Origin of the sequence: Lysobacter enzymogenes (genome assembly GCF_900106525.1) — a bacterium.
In the GTDB taxonomy this organism is placed as follows: domain Bacteria; phylum Pseudomonadota; class Gammaproteobacteria; order Xanthomonadales; family Xanthomonadaceae; genus Lysobacter; species Lysobacter enzymogenes.
The window spans coordinates 618,048-633,148 of sequence record NZ_FNOG01000001.1 but is presented as its reverse complement, the minus strand read 5'-3'; the positions used below and the strand labels follow the sequence as shown (position 1 = coordinate 633,148).

The window sequence follows — 15,101 nt, the reverse complement described above, 5'->3', positions numbered from 1 at the left end:
GGAGATAGAGGAGCCGGGGCCCAAAGTTTGCTCCGCAAACTTTGGGGGCTTTTTTTGGCGAACCGCCAAAAAAAGCCGCGAAGTGGGCCTGTAAGCCGGGTTCTGTCGTGGACAGTCATTCCTCTAGGCGCAGCGTCGCCGCTACGCTCAAGCAACCTACCCGGAGGCGACGCGGGCCGCGTCATGACCTCCCTATTTGGTTTTGCTCCCGGTGGGGTTTGCCGTGCCGGTCCGTTGCCGGACTCGCGGTGCGCTCTTACCGCACCGTTTCACCCTTACCACGCATTCCCGAAGGAACCGTTCGGCGGTCTGCTCTCTGTTGCACTTTCCGTCGGCTCGCGCCGCCCAGGCGTTACCTGGCACCGTGCCCTGTGGAGCCCGGACTTTCCTCGGCGCCGGATCTTGCGATCCGACGACGCGACTGCCTGGCCCACTTCGCGGCGCGCATTGTCGCACGAGCGCGCCGGCGCCGCAGCGCTAAAGTGAACGCACCCAGCGCCGCGAGCCCGCTATGAACGACCCCATCGATCCCGAGGACCAGTTCCCGCTGTATCCGCGCGGCATGCAGCGCCGGCACGGCCTGCTCGACGCGCACGACCTCGCCGATTACCTGCCCGACTGGAGCGAAACCGAACTGCGCGCCGGCTTCTGGCCCGGGCTCGAAGCCATCGGCGGCTCGGGCGAATTCGTGCTCGAGCAGAACCTGGGCCTGGACGGCGGCGAAACCGTATTGCGCGTGCACGGCCTGGCGCTGTTGCTCAGCGACGACATCTGGAACTTCCAGGTGTTGGCCGCGCCGGAACTGCTGCGGCCGCTGGCCGAGGCGATGCGCGCGCTGCGCAAACCCTGAGCGGCTTACTCACCGCCGCCGTACAAGGCCTTGCGCGGCGCCCCGCTGAGCTCGGCGGCGAGCTTGGCCGCGGTCGACGGCGGCAGGTGTTCGCTGAGCTTGGCGTACAGGCGCTTGCCTTCGATCACCTTGGCGTCGGCGTCTTCGCCGGCGCCTTCCACGATCAGCACGAACTCGCCCTTGCGCTGGTTGGGATCGGCCTTGACCTGCGCCGCCAGCGCGTCGAGCGCGCCGTCGAGCACGGTCTCGAACAATTTGGTCAGCTCGCGCGCCAGCACCGCGCCGCGCGCGCCGCCGAACGCGGCAGCCATATCGTCGAGGGTTTCCTCGATCCGGTGCGCCGATTCGTAGAACAACAACGTGCGCGGCTCGGCCGCGAGCCGGACCAGGCGCTCGCGGCGGGCGCTGGCCTTGGCCGGCAGGAAGCCTTCGAAAGCGAAACGGTCCGACGCCACGCCGGCCACGCTGAGCGCAGCGATCGCCGCGCACGCGCCGGGCACCGGCGAGACCTTGATTCCGGCCGCGCGCGCGGCGCGGACCAAGCGATAGCCCGGATCGCTGACCAACGGCGTGCCCGCATCCGACACCAACGCCAGCGAATCGCCGCTCTGCAACCGCGCCACCAACTGCGCCGCCTGCTGCTCCTCGTTGTGCTGGTGCAGCGCCAGCAGCGGCCGCTCCAGGCCGAAGTGGGACAGCAACTGGCGGGTGTGGCGGGTGTCTTCGGCGCAGATCGCCGCGACCGTGCGCAGGGTCTCCAGCGCGCGCGGCGTGAGGTCGCCGAGGTTGCCGATCGGGGTGGCGACGATGTGCAAGGTGCCGGGGGTTTGCATCGGGAGCGGGATCTCGGGAAGCGGGGCGGGCCGCGGGAGCGGACGGCGGAAAGCGGGCCGGGGCGCAGCCTGAGCGGGGCCGGACCGAGCCCCGGACGGGCCCGGCCGCGGGCGCGGGCTGAACGCGGGCAGCCGCGGCGGCGCGTTCGCGTCGCCCGGGCCGGGTAGAATCCTACCCGGTCCCACAGGAACGCCGCCCGCGGCGCACGCAAGCCGATGAATCGAAGCAAGAACCGGCCCGCTTTTACATGGATGTTCTGCGCCTTGGCCGCCACGGCGCTATTGGGCGGCTGCGCCAGCGTCGAGACCCGCCCGGTCGCGACCGTCGCCGCCTCCAATCCCATCGTCGCCCAGGCCCAGCACCTGGCGAAGAACCACGCCGCGCTCAGCGGCGCCGAACGCAGCGAGAACGAGCAGCAGATCGAACGCCTGCTCGCCCAGCTCGACGACGCCACCCTCAGCCGCGAAGCCAGCGCCCTGATCGAGGGCGACCCGCTGTACAACTTCGCCGGCCGCGCGCTGATGAAGCGCGGGCTGCCGCTGCCGCGCCCGTTCGACCGCACCTCCGACTGGAGCTTCCACGCCGCCCAGCGCCCGCCGGCCGAGGCCGACGGTTACCGCCCGCCGATGAAGCTGGCGGTGCTGCTGCCGAGCACCGGCCCGGCCGCGGTCGCCGCCGCCTCGGTGCGCGACGGCCTGCTCGCCGCCTACTACGGCGAAAGCCGGCGCCGCCCGGAAGTGCATTTCTACGACACCGCCGGCACTCCCGCCGGCGCCCTGTCGGCCTACGACAAGGCCGCCGCCGAGGGCAACGACTTCGTGATCGGCCCGCTCGGCCGCGACGAGGTCAGCGCGCTGTTCGGCAAGGGCGCGCTGCCGGTGCCGGTGCTGGCGCTCAACCGCGGCAACACCACCCCGCCCAGCGGCAACGTCAGCTTCTCGCTGACGCCCGAGGACGAAGGCACCGCCGCCGCCGACTACCTGGCCGAGCGCAAGGCCAAGCGCGTGCTGGCGATCGCCGGCGACGACGACAGCCAGCGCCGCGCGGTGGCCGCGCTGAAGCAACGCCTGGCCGCGCGCGGCGCGGTGGTCACCGACACCGTCGGCGAAGGCACCGCGGACCTGGGCCCGTTCGTGGCCAAGGAAGGCGGCGTCGATGCGGTCTTCCTCGCGGTCAAGGGCAGCGTCGGCCGCACCCTGGTGCCGAAGCTGGCGCTGGTCGGCCTGGCCGACAAGCCGCGCGCGGCGACTTCGCAGTTGCTGCTGGGCACCGGCAAGCCGGAGCAGGACCGCGTGCTCGACGGCATCGCCTTCCCGTCCGAGTCCTGGATCAGCGGCGGCATCCGCGGCCTGCCGCCGGCAGTGGGCACCGCCCAGCAGCTGCCGACCGCGCGCGGCCCGGCCGCGCGCCTGTTCGCCTTCGGCTACGACGCCTGGCAGCTCAGCGCCTACCTCGAACGCCTGGCCGGCCGCTCCGACGCGTACGTCGCCGGCGCCACCGGCGTGCTGCGCATCGACGGCTTCGGCAACGTGCTGCGCACGCCGGCGTGGTCGACCTTCAGCAGCGGCGTCGCGGTGCCGCTGGCGGATGCCTCGCGCCGCTGACCGCGGCAAGCGCGAACGCGGCGCCGCGGTCGAAGCCGCGGCGCGCGAACACTTGAGCGAGCAGGGCCTGCGCGAGTTCGCCAGCAACGCCGGCTTCCGCGTCGGCGAACTCGACCTGGTCATGCTCGACGGCGACACCTTGGTGTTCGTCGAAGTGCGCTACCGCCGCGACGACCGCTTCGGCGGCGGCGCGGCCTCGGTGGACGCGCGCAAGCGGCGCAAGCTGGTGCTGGCCGCGCAGGCGTTCCTGCAACGGCATCCGGCGCATGCCGAACGCGCCTGCCGCTTCGATGTGGTCGAAGCCGACGGCGACCCGGCGCGGCCGCAGTTGCGCTGGCTGCGCGATGCGTTCCGCGCCGACGACTGAGCGCCTGCGACTACGCTCCCCCGACTTTCCCGCCGCGCCCGCTCCCGGACCCGCCCGCATGCCGACCGTGATGACCCACGCCGTAGTCCCGCTGGCCCTGGGCCTGGCGCTGGGACGCCAACGCATTTCCCCGCGCCTGCTCGCCGCCGGCGCGCTCGCGGCGATGCTGCCCGACGCCGACGTGGTCGCGTTCAAGCTCGGCATCGCCTACGCCGACGATTTCGGCCACCGCGGCGCCAGCCATTCCTTCGCCTTCGCCGCCGCCTTGGCCGCGCTCGGCGCGCTCGCGGCGCCGTGGCTGCGCGCGCCGCGCTGGCGCGCGGCGTGGTGGCTGTTCCTGTGCGCGGCCTCGCACCCGCTGCTCGACGCGCTCACCGACGGCGGCCTCGGCGTGGCGCTGTATTGGCCGTGGTCGGACGCGCGCATCTTCGCGCCGTGGCGGCCGATCGAAGTCTCGCCGATCGGCGCGCGCTTCTTCAGCCTGCGCGGCCTGGAGGTGCTGTGGTCGGAAGCGCGCTGGGTGGTGCTGCCGGCGTTGTCGCTCGGCATTGCCGGCGCGTTGCTGCGCAAACTGACGCGCACGCCCGCACCCGGGCCGGCGCGATGAGCGCGCCGCTGCCGCCGTCGCTGCACGCCGAACTGACGCAACTGCTCGGCGACGCGTGGCTGACCGATCCGGGCGAGCGTTTGGCCTATGCCTACGACAACTCGCGCCGCCTCGCCCTGCCCGATGCCGTCGCCCTGCCGCGCACGCGCGAGCAGGTGCAGGCGCTGGTACGCGCGTGCCGACGCGAGCGCGTGCCGCTGGTCGCGCGCGGCCGCGGCACCAACACCACCGGCGCCTCGGTGCCGGTCGCCGGCGGCGTGGTGGTTTCGTTCGAGCGCATGAACCGCATCCTCGACATCCGTCCCGGCGACCGCTGCGCGGTGGTCGAGCCCGGCGTGCTCAACGGCGACCTGCAGACCGCGCTCAAGCCGCACGGCCTGTTCTGGCCGCCGGATCCGACCAGCGCCGCCTACAGCAGCATCGGCGGCAACCTCGCCTGCAACGCCGGCGGCCCGCGCGCGGTGAAATACGGCGCCAGCCGCGACAACGTGCTGGCGCTGACCGCGGTCACCGGCGCGGGCGAGTTGATCGTGTGCGGCACCGCCACGACCAAAGGCTCCACCGGCTACGACCTGCACCGCCTGTTGGTCGGCAGCGAAGGCACGCTGGCATTGATCGTCGAAGCCAGCCTGCGCCTGACCCCGTCGGCGCCGGCGCGCGCCGCGTTGCGCGCGGTCTATCGCGACGTGTCCTCGGCCGCGCAGGCGGTGGCGCGGCTGATGGCGCAGCCGGTGACGCCGTCGATGCTGGAATTCATGGACGGCCAATGCGTGCGCCTGGCCCGCGATGTCGGCGGCGCCGATCTGCCGCACGAGGCCGGCGCCTTGCTGATGATCGAAGCCGACGGCGACGCCCACACCCTGGCGCACGCGCTCGACGCGCTCAAGCGCGCCGCCGCCGGCGAGGGCTTGCTCTCGCTCGACGACGCCGCCGACGAAGCCGCGCGGGAAAAACTCTGGGCCGCGCGCAAGGCGCTGTCGCCGTCGTTGCGCACCTTGGCGCCAGGCAAGATCAACGAAGACGTGGTGGTGCCGGTCTCGCGCATTCCCGAACTGGTCGACGGCGTGCAATCGCTGGCGCGCGAGTTCGACCTGCCGATCGTCTGCTTCGGCCACGCCGGCAACGGCAATCTGCACGTCAACCTGCTCTACGACCCGGCCGACGCCGCGCAGAGCGAACGCGCGCACACGGCGATGGGGCGCGTGTTCGAACTGGCGCTGGCGCTGGGCGGCACGCTCTCGGGCGAACACGGCATCGGCCTGGCCAAGCGCGACTTCATGCCGCATGCGGTCGGCGCGCAGACGCTGGCGGTGATGCGCCAGATCAAGGGCGCGTTCGATCCGGACGGCATCTTGAATCCGGGCAAGTTGCTGCCGGACGAATGAATCGCGCGCGGCGCGGCGCGCCTCAGCGTTGCCCGGGCAGCAACTCGATGCCGGGAATGGAACGGAAGTAGCGCGCGACCTCGCCCGCGCCGGCCTGCGCGCTGCCGGCGTGCCCGGCCGAACCATAGCGGCCGTAGTTTCCGGAATTGCCCGAATTGCCGCTGCCGCCGGAGCCGCCGCTGCCCGAACCGCCGGAACCGCCCCGGCCCGGCGAGCCCGCCGCGCCGCCTTCGCCGGGCAAGCCGCCGTCGACATCGAACAGCAACTGGCGCGCCAGCTCCGGGTAACGCGCGTCGTAGATCAGCTCGATCCGGCCGCCGTTGCCGCCGACACCGCCCTCGCCGCCGGAACCGCCGTGGCCGCCATCGCCGCCGCTGCCGCCCTGGCCGTTGTCGCGATCATCGTCGCGGCTCGCGCTGCCACTGCCGCCGCTGCCGCCTTCGCCACCGGCGCCGCCGCTGCCGCCGCGACCGCCCTGACCGCCGCGCGCGACCAGCGCCAGCGGCCGGTCGGCCGGCGCGAGCACGAAATCGTTGATGTCGCCGCGCACGCGCACGGCCAGCAGTTTCGGATAGCGCAGGGTGCGCACATAGGTGGCATAGACCTGCACCTGCGGCCCGTCGTAACCGTTGCCGCCGGGGCCGCCGTCCTCGCCCGCTGCGCCCTCGCCTCCTCGCTGGCCGTTGCCGCCGCTGCCGCCGCTGCCGCCGGACGCGCCGCTCGAACCGTCCGTGCCGGCGCGGCCCGGCGCGCCAGGAATGCCGGCGCTGACGATGCAGCTGTAATCCGCGTCGTAGTGCCGGCGATCGCTCAATCCCGCGCTGGGATGCAGCAGTTGGGTGACGATGGTGAAACCGCTGTCGACCGTGGCCAGGATGTCGGGATTGGGCTCGAACCGACCCCATTCGTCGAACCGGCCCTGATCGCTGGAAAACGCGAAATTGGCGAAATCCAGCTTGCCGTTGCGGCGCATGCCCGGGACGCCGCGCCAGGTGTCGTAGGTCGCCGGCGCCGTTTGACCCGGCAGTTGCGCCGACACCGCCACATGCATTTGCAGCGGCTGGCGCGGGCAGATCACCCGCGCGCCGGTGCCGATCTCGACTTCCATCGCATCGACCCGGGCCTGCTGCAACGCCACGGTATTGACGCCGGCGATCGTGCGCACCGCGCTGCAGCCGCTCAACGCGAGCGCTGCGACGACTAACGCGAGCGGCGCCAGCGAGCGACGCACGATGGAAAACGCGGAGCTTGTGCGATGCATGAAATCCATTTCGGCCAGCGCGTGGGGCGGTCGAAAGGCAGGCTCGCATTGCCGCCGTTAAAACCGTCTTAAACCCCGCGTCCGATGCGGCGAGGCCGTCGCCATCGTGTGGCCGCGCGTTGTGCGAGAGCGATGCCGCACGAAACCGCCGCGCGGCCGAGGCCGCCCGATGCGCGCCGATCTCGGCGCAGCTTCGTTGCATCTTTCCGTTCGAACGCTGCAGCGACGCGAGCATCGCGCGCGCTGCATCGACCCGCGAAAGCAGCCGCGTGCATCACAGCCACCTTCGCCGCTACAACGGCTTCACCCCCGGCAAGCCGCGAAACCGCGCAGCCACATCGCCGGCTTGCATCTGGGCGAACCCGGCGCGCCCGCCGGGACCGCTCGGGCCGCTGCTGCCGTAGTTGCCCGAGCGTCCGTCGCGTCCCGAGCCCAGGCCGCCGTGGCCGCCATCGCCGCCGCTGCCGCTGGAACCGCCGCTGCCGCCGTCGCCGCCGAGCCCGCCGGACACGTCCATGCGCAACAGGCCGGCCAGCTCCGGAAAGCGGCGGTCGTAGATCAGTTCGATCTGGCCGCCGTCGCCGCCAAGGCCGCCGGGCGCGCCGTAGCCGCCATCGCCACCGTCGCCGCCATCGCCGCCGTAACCGGCGCCGTCCCTGTTCTTGTCTTTGTTGCCGTCGTCGCCACGGCCGCCGTCGCCGCCGCGGCCGCCACCACCGCCATCGCCACCGGCGCCGCCGCGGCCGCCGCTGGCGACGACCACGAACGCGCGTTCGGCCGGAGCGAGCACGAAGTCCTGGAAGTCGCCTTCCACCCGCACCGCCAGCAGTTTCGGATAGCGCGCGGTGGCGACGAAGGTGGCGTAAGCGCGTAAGCGCGGGCCCTCGAAACCGTTGCCGCCCGGCTCGCCGTCGCCGCCGTTGCCGCCGTAAGCGCCGCGGCCGCCGTGATTGCCGTCATAGCCCCTGCCGCCGCTGTCGCCGTAACCGCCGTCGCGACCGGCGGCGCCGGGGCCGCCCGGCGCGCCGATGCTGTCGATGCAGTCGTAGCGCGCGGGGTAATGCAAGGTGCGGGCGAGCTGCGTGCTGGGATGCAGCAAGCTCGCGCCGATCGCGAAACCACCGTCGAGCGTGGCCAGCACGTCCGGATCGGGCGTGAACCAGCCCAGCTCGTCGAACCGGCCCTGTTCGCTGTTGAAGGCGAAGTTGCGGAAATCCAGCATGCCGTTGCGGCGGGTGCCGTTGCTGCCGCGCCAGGTTTCGTACAGCAGCGGCGCCGGTTGCCGCGGCAGCTGCGCGCCGACCACGACGTGCATCTGCACGCGCTCGCGCGGGCAGATGGCGGTGGCGCCGTCGGCCAGATCGACCTGCATCGAATCGACTTTCGCCTGTTCGAGATGGACGGTGTTGATGCCGGCGATGCTGCGCACCGCGCCGCAACCGGGCAAGGTCAGCGCCAGGGCCGCGGCGGCCGCCAGCGCGAGGCCGCGCCGACGCGATACGAGGGAAGTCGGCGCGATCCGGCGCATGCGGGCTGTCCGTGGAGAGAGGCGTTCAGGCTTGCATCGGCGCGATGAAAGCGATCTGAACTTTTTCGCCGCAACGTCCCAACTGATGGCACGGTCGGACGCGGGAAACCGGTTTCGGCTATTTGCGCAAGGACGCGGGAAGAAAACGCCGCGCGACGAAGGCGCGCGAACTCAGGCGAAGTGCTGGTAGCCGCGCCGCGGCGGCGTCCACGCCGCGCCGTCGGCCAGGCGCACGCGCACGCCGGGTTCGGCCTGGATCCGGCCGATCACCTTGGCCGGCGTGCCCGAGGCCGCCAGCGAACGCGCGATCGGGTCGCGCTGGTTCGGCGAGGCGGTGAAGCACAGCTCGTAGTCGTCGCCGCCGCCGAGCTGCAGCGCGCGGCGGGCGTCGTCGGCGCAGGCCGCGGCCAGCGCGCGCGAGGCCGGCAGCGCGGCCGCCTCGATAACGGCGCCGACGCCGGAGGCGACGCACAGATGGCCCAGGTCGGCCAGCAAACCGTCGGACACGTCGATGCCGGCGCGCGCCAGCCCGCGCAACGCGCGCCCGGCGGCGACGCGCGGCTGCGGCCGGCGCAGGCGCTCGTGCAGGCGCGCGCTGGCGACGGCGGGATCAGCGTCGGCGCCGTCGATGCGGCGCACGGCGAATTCGCGATAACCGTCGATGCCGTCGAGCGCGAGCGCGGCGCCGGCGTCGCCGAGCGTGCCGGTCACCCAGAGGTCGTCGTCCACCCGCGCCGCGTCGCGGCGCAGCGCCCAACCGGGTTCGACGAAGCCGAGCACGGTCACGCACACCGACAACGGCCCGCGCGTGGTGTCGCCGCCGACCAGGGCCACCCGATGGCGCGCGGCCAGTTCCAGGAAGCCGTCGGCGAAGCCTTCGACGAAGGTCGCGCGCGCGGCGGCCTCGCCCGCGGGCAGCGACAGCGACAAGGTGCACCAGGCCGGCTCGGCGCCCATCGCGGCGAGGTCGGACAGGTTCGCCGCCAGCGCTTTCCAGCCGATGTCGGCGGCCCGCGCGTCGGCGGCGAAATGCACGCCGCTGTTGAGCGTGTCGGTGGCCGCGACCAGTTGCCGGCCCGGCGGCGGCGCCAGCAGCGCGGCGTCGTCGCCGATGCCGAGCACGACATCGCCGCGCTCGTCCGCGAGCGCGGCGGCGCGCGCGCGGATCACGGCGATGAGGTCGAATTCGGCGGTCACGGCTTGCAGCGAATCAAGAGGAACGAGCGGAGAGGAACGCGTCGCGGCGAGGCTCGCAGGTCCGAGCGGACGGCGCCAATGCGGCGCTCTGCTCGTTCTTGGTTGCTGCGCACGCGTCGCGCCTCAGCGCTTGCCCTTGGCCGCAGCCGCGGCCTCGGCCGCGCGCCACTGCGCGGCGGCGCGGTCGAGCACGCCGTTGACGTAGGTGTGGCCGTGCTCGGCGCCGAAGCGCTTGACCGATTCGATGGCCTCGTTGATGACCACGCGATACGGCACGTCCAGACGGTGGCGCAGTTCGTAGGCGGCGATGCGCAGCGCGGCGCGCTCGATCGCGTCGACCTGCTCGATCTCGCGGTCGAGGAACGGGGTCAGCGCCGGGTCGAGGTCGTCGGCCTGGTGGCGGGCGACGCCGCGCACCAGGTCTTCGAAATACACCAGGTCGGCCACTTCGTGCGCCTGTTCGTGGGCGAACTGGGCGATGATCTCGTCGGCCTTGGTGCCGGTCATCTGCCAGGCGTAGATCGCCTGCAGGGCGCGGCGGCGGGCGCGCGAACGCGCGACGGGGTCGATGCCATCGGGACGGCGGCGATTCATGGCAGTTGCTCCAGCAGGTGACTCATTTCCAATGCGGCCAGCGCCGCTTCCTCGCCCTTGTTGCCGTGGCTGCCGCCGGCGCGGTTTTCCGCGTCCTCGTGGCGTTCCACCGCGAGCACGCCGTTGGCGATCGGCAGGCCGAAGTCGAGCGAGACCTGCATCAGGCCGTCGGAACAGCCGTCGGCGACCTGCTCGTAGTGGCGGGTGTCGCCGCGCACGACGCAGCCCAGCGCCACTACCGCGGCGTGCTTGCCGGCGACGGCGAGGCGGCGCGCGAGCACCGGCAGTTCCCAGGCGCCGGGGACGCGGATCACGTCGATGGCGTCCTCGGCGATGCCGTGGTCGGCGAAGGTCTTGCGCGCGCCGGCCACCAGGGTATCGGTGATGCGCGGGTTCCAGCGGCTGGCGATGATGGCGTAGCGCGCGCCCGGCGGGCTGCGCAGGTCGCCTTCGTAATGGGGCATGGCGGGGGTCGCTGTGCTGGGGCGAAAGGGGGTTAGTTTACCGGTTGGGGGGCGGTGGCGGGCTGCGGGGCGATGGGGGCGGTGTGCGCGGGTGTTTTGGGCTGTCATTCCCGCGAAAGCGGGAATCCAGCGCCAGGACCACGCCCCGAGACCGCCGCGCGCAGACCCGACCGCGTCGCCTCCCTCCCAACCGTCATTCCCGCGAAAGCGGGAATCCAGAGCCGGGACGACGCGACCCGGAGGCCCGCGCTTTGGGCGCGGGCGCCGGAAGGCGATCTGGAGCGATGGCGCTGAAGGCTCTGGATCCTCGCTTTCGCGGGGATGACAGCTGGTGGCTTGATCCGAACCACTCCAGTCGTCCGCCGTTTCCTCCCCCCGTCATTCCCGCGAAAGCGGGAATCCAGAGCCGGGACGACGCGACCGGGAGCCCGCGCTATGGACGCGGGCGCCGGAAGGCGATCTGGAGCGATGGCGCTGAAGGCTCTGGATCCCCGCCTTCGCGGGGATGCGGTAGGAAAGGACGCAGCGACTGGCGGCCTCGGCCTTTACCTCAGCCCTCAACCCAACGTCGCGATATCCACGTACTCCACCACCTCCAGCCCGAACCCCGCCAGGCCGATCTGCTTGCGCGGGGTGCCGAGCACGCGCAGCTTGCCCAGGCCCAGGTCGGCCAGGATCTGGCCGCCGGCGCCGTTGCGGCGCCATTCGGCCAGGGCGTGGCCGCGGGTCGGCGGCGGCGCGGCGGCGTCGTGGACGTCGGTGTCGGTGTGCGGCTCGTGCGCGCCGGGTTGCTCGCGCACCCGCGCCAGCAGCGCGTCGGGGTCGGCGTGGTCGGACAGCAGCACCAGCGCGCCGCGGCCCTCGCGCGCGATCGCGGCGAGCACGTCGCCGACCGCCGGGCCGAAGTCGGGCCGGCGCCAGTGCAGCGCGTCGGCCAGCGGGTTCTGCATGTGCACGCGCACCAGGGTCGGCTGCGCTGCGTCGGGCTCGCCGCGCTGCAAGGCGAAGTGGACCGCGCGGGTCAGGCGGTCGCGATAGCTCAGCAATTGGAACGGGCCGTGCTCGGTCTCGATCTGGCGCGAATCCACGCGCTCGACCGTGTGCTCGGTGGCGAGGCGATAACGGATCAGCTCCTCGATCGAACCGATCTTCAAGCCGTGCTCGGCGGCGAATTTCTCCAGTTCCGGCCGCCGCGCCATGCTGCCGTCGGGGTTGAGCACTTCGACCAGCACGCCGGCCGGCTCCAGGCCCGCCAGCATCGCCAGATCGCTGGCCGCCTCGGTGTGGCCGGCGCGGCTGAGCACGCCGCCGGGCTGCGACATCAGCGGGAAGATGTGGCCGGGCTGGGCCAGATCCGACGGCTTGGCGTCCGGCCGCACCGCGGTGCGCACGGTGTGGGCGCGGTCGTAGGCGGAAATGCCGGTGGTGACGCCTTCGGCCGCCTCGATGCTGACGGTGAAGTTGGTGTGGTGCGGCGAGGTGTTGTCGCGCACCATCGGGCCGAGGCCGAGCTGCAGGCAGCGCTCGCGCATCAGCGACAGGCACACCAGGCCGCGGGCGTGGGTGACCATGAAGTTGATGTCGGCCGGGCGCACCAGTTCGGCGGCCATGATCAGGTCGCCTTCGTTCTCGCGGTCTTCGTCGTCGACGATCACGACCATGCGGCCGGCGCGGATTTCTTCCAGCAATTCGGGAACCGTGGCGAAGCTCATGCCGAAGCCTCCGCAGCGGCGGGCCGCTCGCCGAGCAGGCGCTCGACGTAACGCGCGACCAGATCGATCTCCAGATTCACCGGCGCGCCGACTGCGGCGTCGCAGAACGCGGTGTTGGCGACGGTGTGCGGGATCAGCGCGACTTCGAAACCTTCGCTGTCGACTTCGTTGACGGTCAAGCTGACGCCGTCGACGCAGATCGAGCCCTTCTTGGCGATATAGCGCAGCAGCGGCGCCGGCGCGCGGAAGCGCCAGCGTTGCGCGCGCGCGTCCTCGCGCACCGATTCGACCGCGCCGACGCCGTCGACGTGGCCGCTGACCAGATGCCCGCCGAGCCGGTCGCTGGGCCGCATCGCGCGCTCCAGGTTGACCTTGGCCCCGGCCTGCAGCGCGCCGAGCGTGGTCAGCGCCAGGGTTTCGGTGGACGCGTCGGCGTCGTACCAGTCCGCGCCGAACTCGATCACGGTCAGGCACACGCCGTTGACGGCGATGCTTTCGCCGAGCTTGGGCTGGGAGAAATCCAGGCTGCCGGTGGCGATGCGCAGGCGCACGTCGCCGCCGATGGGCTGGGTGGAGACCAGGCGGCCGACGCCTTCGATGATGCCGGTGAACATCAGCGCGCCTCCTGGCGGAGGGCCGATGCGCGGCCGCTATGCAGCGTGTAGCGATGGAGAGTGGTCATGAAACGTTTCCCGCAAGTGGTGAGCGAAAAACGCCTCAAGGCTTCGAGGACGACGCACGACGCGCGGCGCAAGGCCGCGGGAGGACTACTCGCCCGTCCTCGCGGACGGGCTCGCGCGCAGCCGTCTTCTTTCATCCGGACTGTGACCGTCGGCTCCGGCATTGGACCGGATCTGCTGACCCCGCGCGGCGCGGGTTTCTGGCCGGGACATTCCCGCCGGAAAACCGAACCGCCCGGGCGCTCGCGGGCTCGCGCGCTGGGCGCCTACCGCCGGTGGGGAATTGCGCCCCGCCCTGAAGACGTTACTGGTGGTGCCGGCCGCAGCCGGCGGGCGCAGTTTAGCACCCGGGGGACGGGCGGCCGGTTGTCCGAAGCCGCCGGGTGCGGGCGGACGCTGCGTTGCGTGGGCGGGATGGCGGGCGGCCGCGGGGCTCCGACCTGAGGGCCCCGAGCTCTTGGGGGGCTGATTTTTTGTGGGAGGGCCTTCAGGCCCGATGCTTTTGTTTCAGATAGCCGCGATCTGAGAGAAAGGCATCGGGCCTGAAGGCCCTCCCACAAGAGCCTTGGCCCTTAGGCCCTTGAGCGACGGGCCTGCGCCGCCGGCTTACAGCGGCTTGCGGCGCAAATGCAGAATTAGCGGCCAACGCAGCTCGCGCTCGCCATCCGGCGGCCCCCAGGCGCGAGTCAGCGCGGCGCGGTGGGCGTAGACCGGGTCCTCGCCGGTGGCGACCTTGCAGCGCTCGCTCGCCGACAGCGAATTCAGATAGCCCAGAAAACGCGACAAGCCCCAGCGCACGCTGAGCCACAACGCCGGCGCCGGCAGCGCTTCGAACGGCCAGTCGTAGCCGGCGTAGCCGTCGCGCACTTCGAAGTTCTCGCGCTGCCAATAGCCGTCGATGTCGGCGCGAAACGCCGACACCGCTGCGTCCATGCCGTCGGGAATGGCGAAATCGCCGTAGCTCCACGCCGCCAGCACGCCGCCGGGCGCGAGCGCGCGCGCGCACTCGGCGAAGAAGCGTTCGCGCTCGAACCAATGCAATGCCTGGGCCACGGCGACCAGGCCGACGCTGCCGTCGTCGAGGTCGCAACGCTCGCCCGGCGCCACGCTCAGACGCACCCGGCCCTCGCCGCGCAGCGAGTCCGCGTGCGCCCAGTGGCGTTCGAGCTGCTGCGCGCTCGGGTCGCAGGCGTGCACGCGCGCCCAGCGCGCGGCCAGCCCGCGCGTGGCCTGGCCGCTGCCGCAGCCGGGTTCCCACACCTCGGCCTGCGCCGGCACATGCGCGGCGATGGCGTCGAACAAGGCGTCGGGGTATTCGGGGCGCGCTGTCGCGTAGCTGTCGGCGATGGCGGAGAAGTGGTCTTTGAAGGCGTTGCCTGGCATGGGCGGCTCTGCGGTGCGCGCGCGTGGGGCGCGTTTGTGCGCGATGGGGCGAGGATACCTGGGCGGTCGTGGGTGTGCGGGGCGCTGGGGTTTGCTGTGGGGGCGGCGCTGGCGCAGTGGCGGGTGGGCGCGCGGTCGCGACTTGCGTCGCTCCTACAGGGGGTATTCGGGGATTCGGGCGATCTGAGGCGTCAGCGCCAGTTGCGGTTGTGCACGAAGGCGTGGGGGTCGCCGCTGCGGTCTTCGGCTACGCCCCAGCGGCAGCCGGGTTCGATGCCCTCAAAGGCGCCGAGCTTGCGCTGCAGCCAGCGTCGGTGCGCGGTGGCGCCGGCGCCGCGCAGTACGCAGAACGCGCTGACCCAGACGCCGCGTTCGAAACGCAGTTGCAGCCCGATCCGGCGGCCGCGTTCGCCGGGCGCGTCGTCGCGCAGATCCGCTTCGGCGAATCGGCAAGGCACGCTGAGGCCTTCGACCTGGAGTTGCTGCAACGGGCCGACCCGGAACGCAGGCGGCAAGGCGTCGATGGCGAGGTCCGGCGCGATCCGCGTCGCGCCCAGTCGCAAGCCGCCGTCGGCGCGATCGAACCCGATCGCCGCGAGCGTCGGCTCGCCCCGCGCGTCCGCGTCGGCGCTCAT

17 protein-coding genes, 1 other RNA gene and 1 riboswitch are annotated in these 15,101 nt (G+C 72.3%); of the genes, 6 read left to right on the top strand and 12 right to left on the bottom strand.

Annotation, left to right across the window (positions count from 1 at the left end; genetic code table 11):
- Positions 1 to 75: 75 nt before the first annotated feature.
- Positions 76 to 437: RNase P RNA component class A (rnpB, locus tag BLU84_RS02770), an RNA gene on the bottom strand.
- A gap of 74 nt (positions 438 to 511) precedes the next feature.
- Here rnpB and BLU84_RS02765 point away from each other — a divergent pair.
- Positions 512 to 850: a hypothetical protein gene (locus BLU84_RS02765; RefSeq protein WP_074862600.1), complete on the top strand. Its 339-nt coding sequence runs from the start codon at positions 512 to 514 to the stop codon at positions 848 to 850.
- Positions 851 to 855: 5 nt separating this feature from the next.
- Here the strand turns inward: BLU84_RS02765 and rsmI are convergent, their stop codons facing one another.
- Positions 856 to 1,683 (bottom strand): 16S rRNA (cytidine(1402)-2'-O)-methyltransferase, encoded by an 828-nt coding sequence (gene rsmI, locus BLU84_RS02760; RefSeq protein ID WP_074862597.1) that lies wholly within the window; start codon positions 1,681 to 1,683, stop codon positions 856 to 858.
- A gap of 264 nt (positions 1,684 to 1,947) precedes the next feature.
- Here rsmI and BLU84_RS02755 point away from each other — a divergent pair, with 264 nt between their 5' ends.
- Genes BLU84_RS02755 through BLU84_RS02740 form a run of 4 tightly spaced genes read left to right on the top strand, consistent with a single transcriptional unit; the run spans position 1,948 to position 5,647 of the window.
- The gene (locus BLU84_RS02755; protein WP_233431046.1) at positions 1,948 to 3,288 is read left to right on the top strand and encodes a penicillin-binding protein activator; all 1,341 of its coding nucleotides are present in this window, start codon (positions 1,948 to 1,950) and stop codon (positions 3,286 to 3,288) included.
- A complete protein-coding gene (locus BLU84_RS02750; RefSeq protein ID WP_074862594.1) occupies positions 3,272 to 3,655 on the top strand; it encodes a YraN family protein in 384 nt (127 codons plus the stop codon). Before BLU84_RS02755 ends, BLU84_RS02750 begins: the two co-directional genes overlap by 17 nt.
- 58 nt (positions 3,656 to 3,713) lie before the next feature.
- On the top strand, positions 3,714 to 4,262 hold the full coding sequence (locus BLU84_RS02745; protein WP_074862592.1) for a metal-dependent hydrolase: 549 nt from the start codon (positions 3,714 to 3,716) through the stop codon (positions 4,260 to 4,262).
- On the top strand, positions 4,259 to 5,647 hold the full coding sequence (locus BLU84_RS02740) for an FAD-binding oxidoreductase (protein ID WP_074862589.1): 1,389 nt from the start codon (positions 4,259 to 4,261) through the stop codon (positions 5,645 to 5,647). The genes BLU84_RS02745 and BLU84_RS02740 overlap by 4 nt, the downstream gene beginning before the upstream one ends.
- A gap of 22 nt (positions 5,648 to 5,669) precedes the next feature.
- On the opposite strand, the gene BLU84_RS02735 is transcribed toward BLU84_RS02740, so the two are convergent.
- The 7 genes from BLU84_RS02735 to BLU84_RS02705 form a co-directional block, all read right to left on the bottom strand.
- A complete protein-coding gene (locus BLU84_RS02735; RefSeq protein ID WP_139174574.1) occupies positions 5,670 to 6,908 on the bottom strand; it encodes a hypothetical protein in 1,239 nt (412 codons plus the stop codon).
- A gap of 292 nt (positions 6,909 to 7,200) precedes the next feature.
- Complete coding sequence (locus BLU84_RS27015; RefSeq protein ID WP_074862583.1) at positions 7,201 to 8,436, bottom strand: hypothetical protein; 1,236 nt, start codon at positions 8,434 to 8,436, stop codon at positions 7,201 to 7,203.
- Between the two features lie 171 nt (positions 8,437 to 8,607).
- Positions 8,608 to 9,633: a thiamine-phosphate kinase gene (thiL, locus tag BLU84_RS02725; protein ID WP_074862580.1), complete on the bottom strand. Its 1,026-nt coding sequence runs from the start codon at positions 9,631 to 9,633 to the stop codon at positions 8,608 to 8,610.
- A gap of 123 nt (positions 9,634 to 9,756) precedes the next feature.
- Positions 9,757 to 10,227: a transcription antitermination factor NusB gene (nusB, locus tag BLU84_RS02720; RefSeq protein ID WP_074862577.1), complete on the bottom strand. Its 471-nt coding sequence runs from the start codon at positions 10,225 to 10,227 to the stop codon at positions 9,757 to 9,759.
- On the bottom strand, positions 10,224 to 10,691 hold the full coding sequence (ribH, locus tag BLU84_RS02715; RefSeq protein ID WP_074862575.1) for a 6,7-dimethyl-8-ribityllumazine synthase: 468 nt from the start codon (positions 10,689 to 10,691) through the stop codon (positions 10,224 to 10,226). Before ribH ends, nusB begins: the two co-directional genes overlap by 4 nt.
- A gap of 557 nt (positions 10,692 to 11,248) precedes the next feature.
- The gene (gene ribB / locus BLU84_RS02710) at positions 11,249 to 12,403 is read right to left on the bottom strand and encodes a 3,4-dihydroxy-2-butanone-4-phosphate synthase (protein ID WP_074862572.1); all 1,155 of its coding nucleotides are present in this window, start codon (positions 12,401 to 12,403) and stop codon (positions 11,249 to 11,251) included.
- Entirely contained in the window at positions 12,400 to 13,017 is a 618-nt protein-coding gene (locus tag BLU84_RS02705; RefSeq protein ID WP_074862569.1) for a riboflavin synthase, read from the bottom strand. Before BLU84_RS02705 ends, ribB begins: the two co-directional genes overlap by 4 nt.
- Positions 13,018 to 13,204: 187 nt before the next feature.
- A riboswitch (FMN riboswitch) is annotated at positions 13,205 to 13,390 on the bottom strand.
- Between the two features lie 168 nt (positions 13,391 to 13,558).
- Here BLU84_RS02705 and BLU84_RS28175 point away from each other — a divergent pair.
- Positions 13,559 to 13,609 carry a DUF6053 domain-containing protein gene (locus BLU84_RS28175; protein ID WP_354520321.1) on the top strand — a complete coding sequence of 17 codons (51 nt, stop codon included), beginning with the start codon at positions 13,559 to 13,561 and terminating at the stop codon, positions 13,607 to 13,609.
- Here BLU84_RS28175 and BLU84_RS28170 read toward each other — a convergent pair.
- From BLU84_RS28170 to BLU84_RS02695, 3 genes are all read right to left on the bottom strand, one after another.
- Entirely contained in the window at positions 13,591 to 13,641 is a 51-nt protein-coding gene (locus tag BLU84_RS28170) for a DUF6053 domain-containing protein (RefSeq protein ID WP_354520322.1), read from the bottom strand. The genes BLU84_RS28175 and BLU84_RS28170 overlap by 19 nt on opposite strands.
- 48 nt (positions 13,642 to 13,689) lie before the next feature.
- Positions 13,690 to 14,466, bottom strand: a complete 777-nt coding sequence (locus BLU84_RS02700) for a class I SAM-dependent methyltransferase (protein ID WP_074862566.1) — start codon at positions 14,464 to 14,466, stop codon at positions 13,690 to 13,692.
- A gap of 191 nt (positions 14,467 to 14,657) precedes the next feature.
- Positions 14,658 to 15,101: a hypothetical protein gene (locus BLU84_RS02695; protein ID WP_074862563.1), complete on the bottom strand. Its 444-nt coding sequence runs from the start codon at positions 15,099 to 15,101 to the stop codon at positions 14,658 to 14,660.

Bases quoted from the DNA above. Each gene is read 5' to 3' on its own strand.
- BLU84_RS02740 (WP_074862589.1), top strand. From the start codon at position 4,259: ATGAGCGCGCCGCTGCCGCCGTCGCTGCACGCCGAACTGACGCAACTG.
- BLU84_RS02705 (WP_074862569.1), bottom strand. From the start codon at position 13,017: ATGTTCACCGGCATCATCGAAGGCGTCGGCCGCCTGGTCTCCACCCAG.
- BLU84_RS02745 (WP_074862592.1), top strand. From the start codon at position 3,714: ATGCCGACCGTGATGACCCACGCCGTAGTCCCGCTGGCCCTGGGCCTG.
- BLU84_RS02700 (WP_074862566.1), bottom strand. From the start codon at position 14,466: ATGCCAGGCAACGCCTTCAAAGACCACTTCTCCGCCATCGCCGACAGC.
- BLU84_RS27015 (WP_074862583.1), bottom strand. From the start codon at position 8,436: ATGCGCCGGATCGCGCCGACTTCCCTCGTATCGCGTCGGCGCGGCCTC.
- nusB (WP_074862577.1), bottom strand. From the start codon at position 10,227: ATGAATCGCCGCCGTCCCGATGGCATCGACCCCGTCGCGCGTTCGCGC.
- BLU84_RS02735 (WP_139174574.1), bottom strand. From the start codon at position 6,908: ATGCATCGCACAAGCTCCGCGTTTTCCATCGTGCGTCGCTCGCTGGCG.
- ribB (WP_074862572.1), bottom strand. From the start codon at position 12,403: ATGAGCTTCGCCACGGTTCCCGAATTGCTGGAAGAAATCCGCGCCGGC.
- BLU84_RS02765 (WP_074862600.1), top strand. From the start codon at position 512: ATGAACGACCCCATCGATCCCGAGGACCAGTTCCCGCTGTATCCGCGC.
- BLU84_RS02750 (WP_074862594.1), top strand. From the start codon at position 3,272: ATGCCTCGCGCCGCTGACCGCGGCAAGCGCGAACGCGGCGCCGCGGTC.
- BLU84_RS02695 (WP_074862563.1), bottom strand. From the start codon at position 15,101: ATGAGCGCCGACGCGGACGCGCGGGGCGAGCCGACGCTCGCGGCGATC.
- rsmI (WP_074862597.1), bottom strand. From the start codon at position 1,683: ATGCAAACCCCCGGCACCTTGCACATCGTCGCCACCCCGATCGGCAAC.
- ribH (WP_074862575.1), bottom strand. From the start codon at position 10,691: ATGCCCCATTACGAAGGCGACCTGCGCAGCCCGCCGGGCGCGCGCTAC.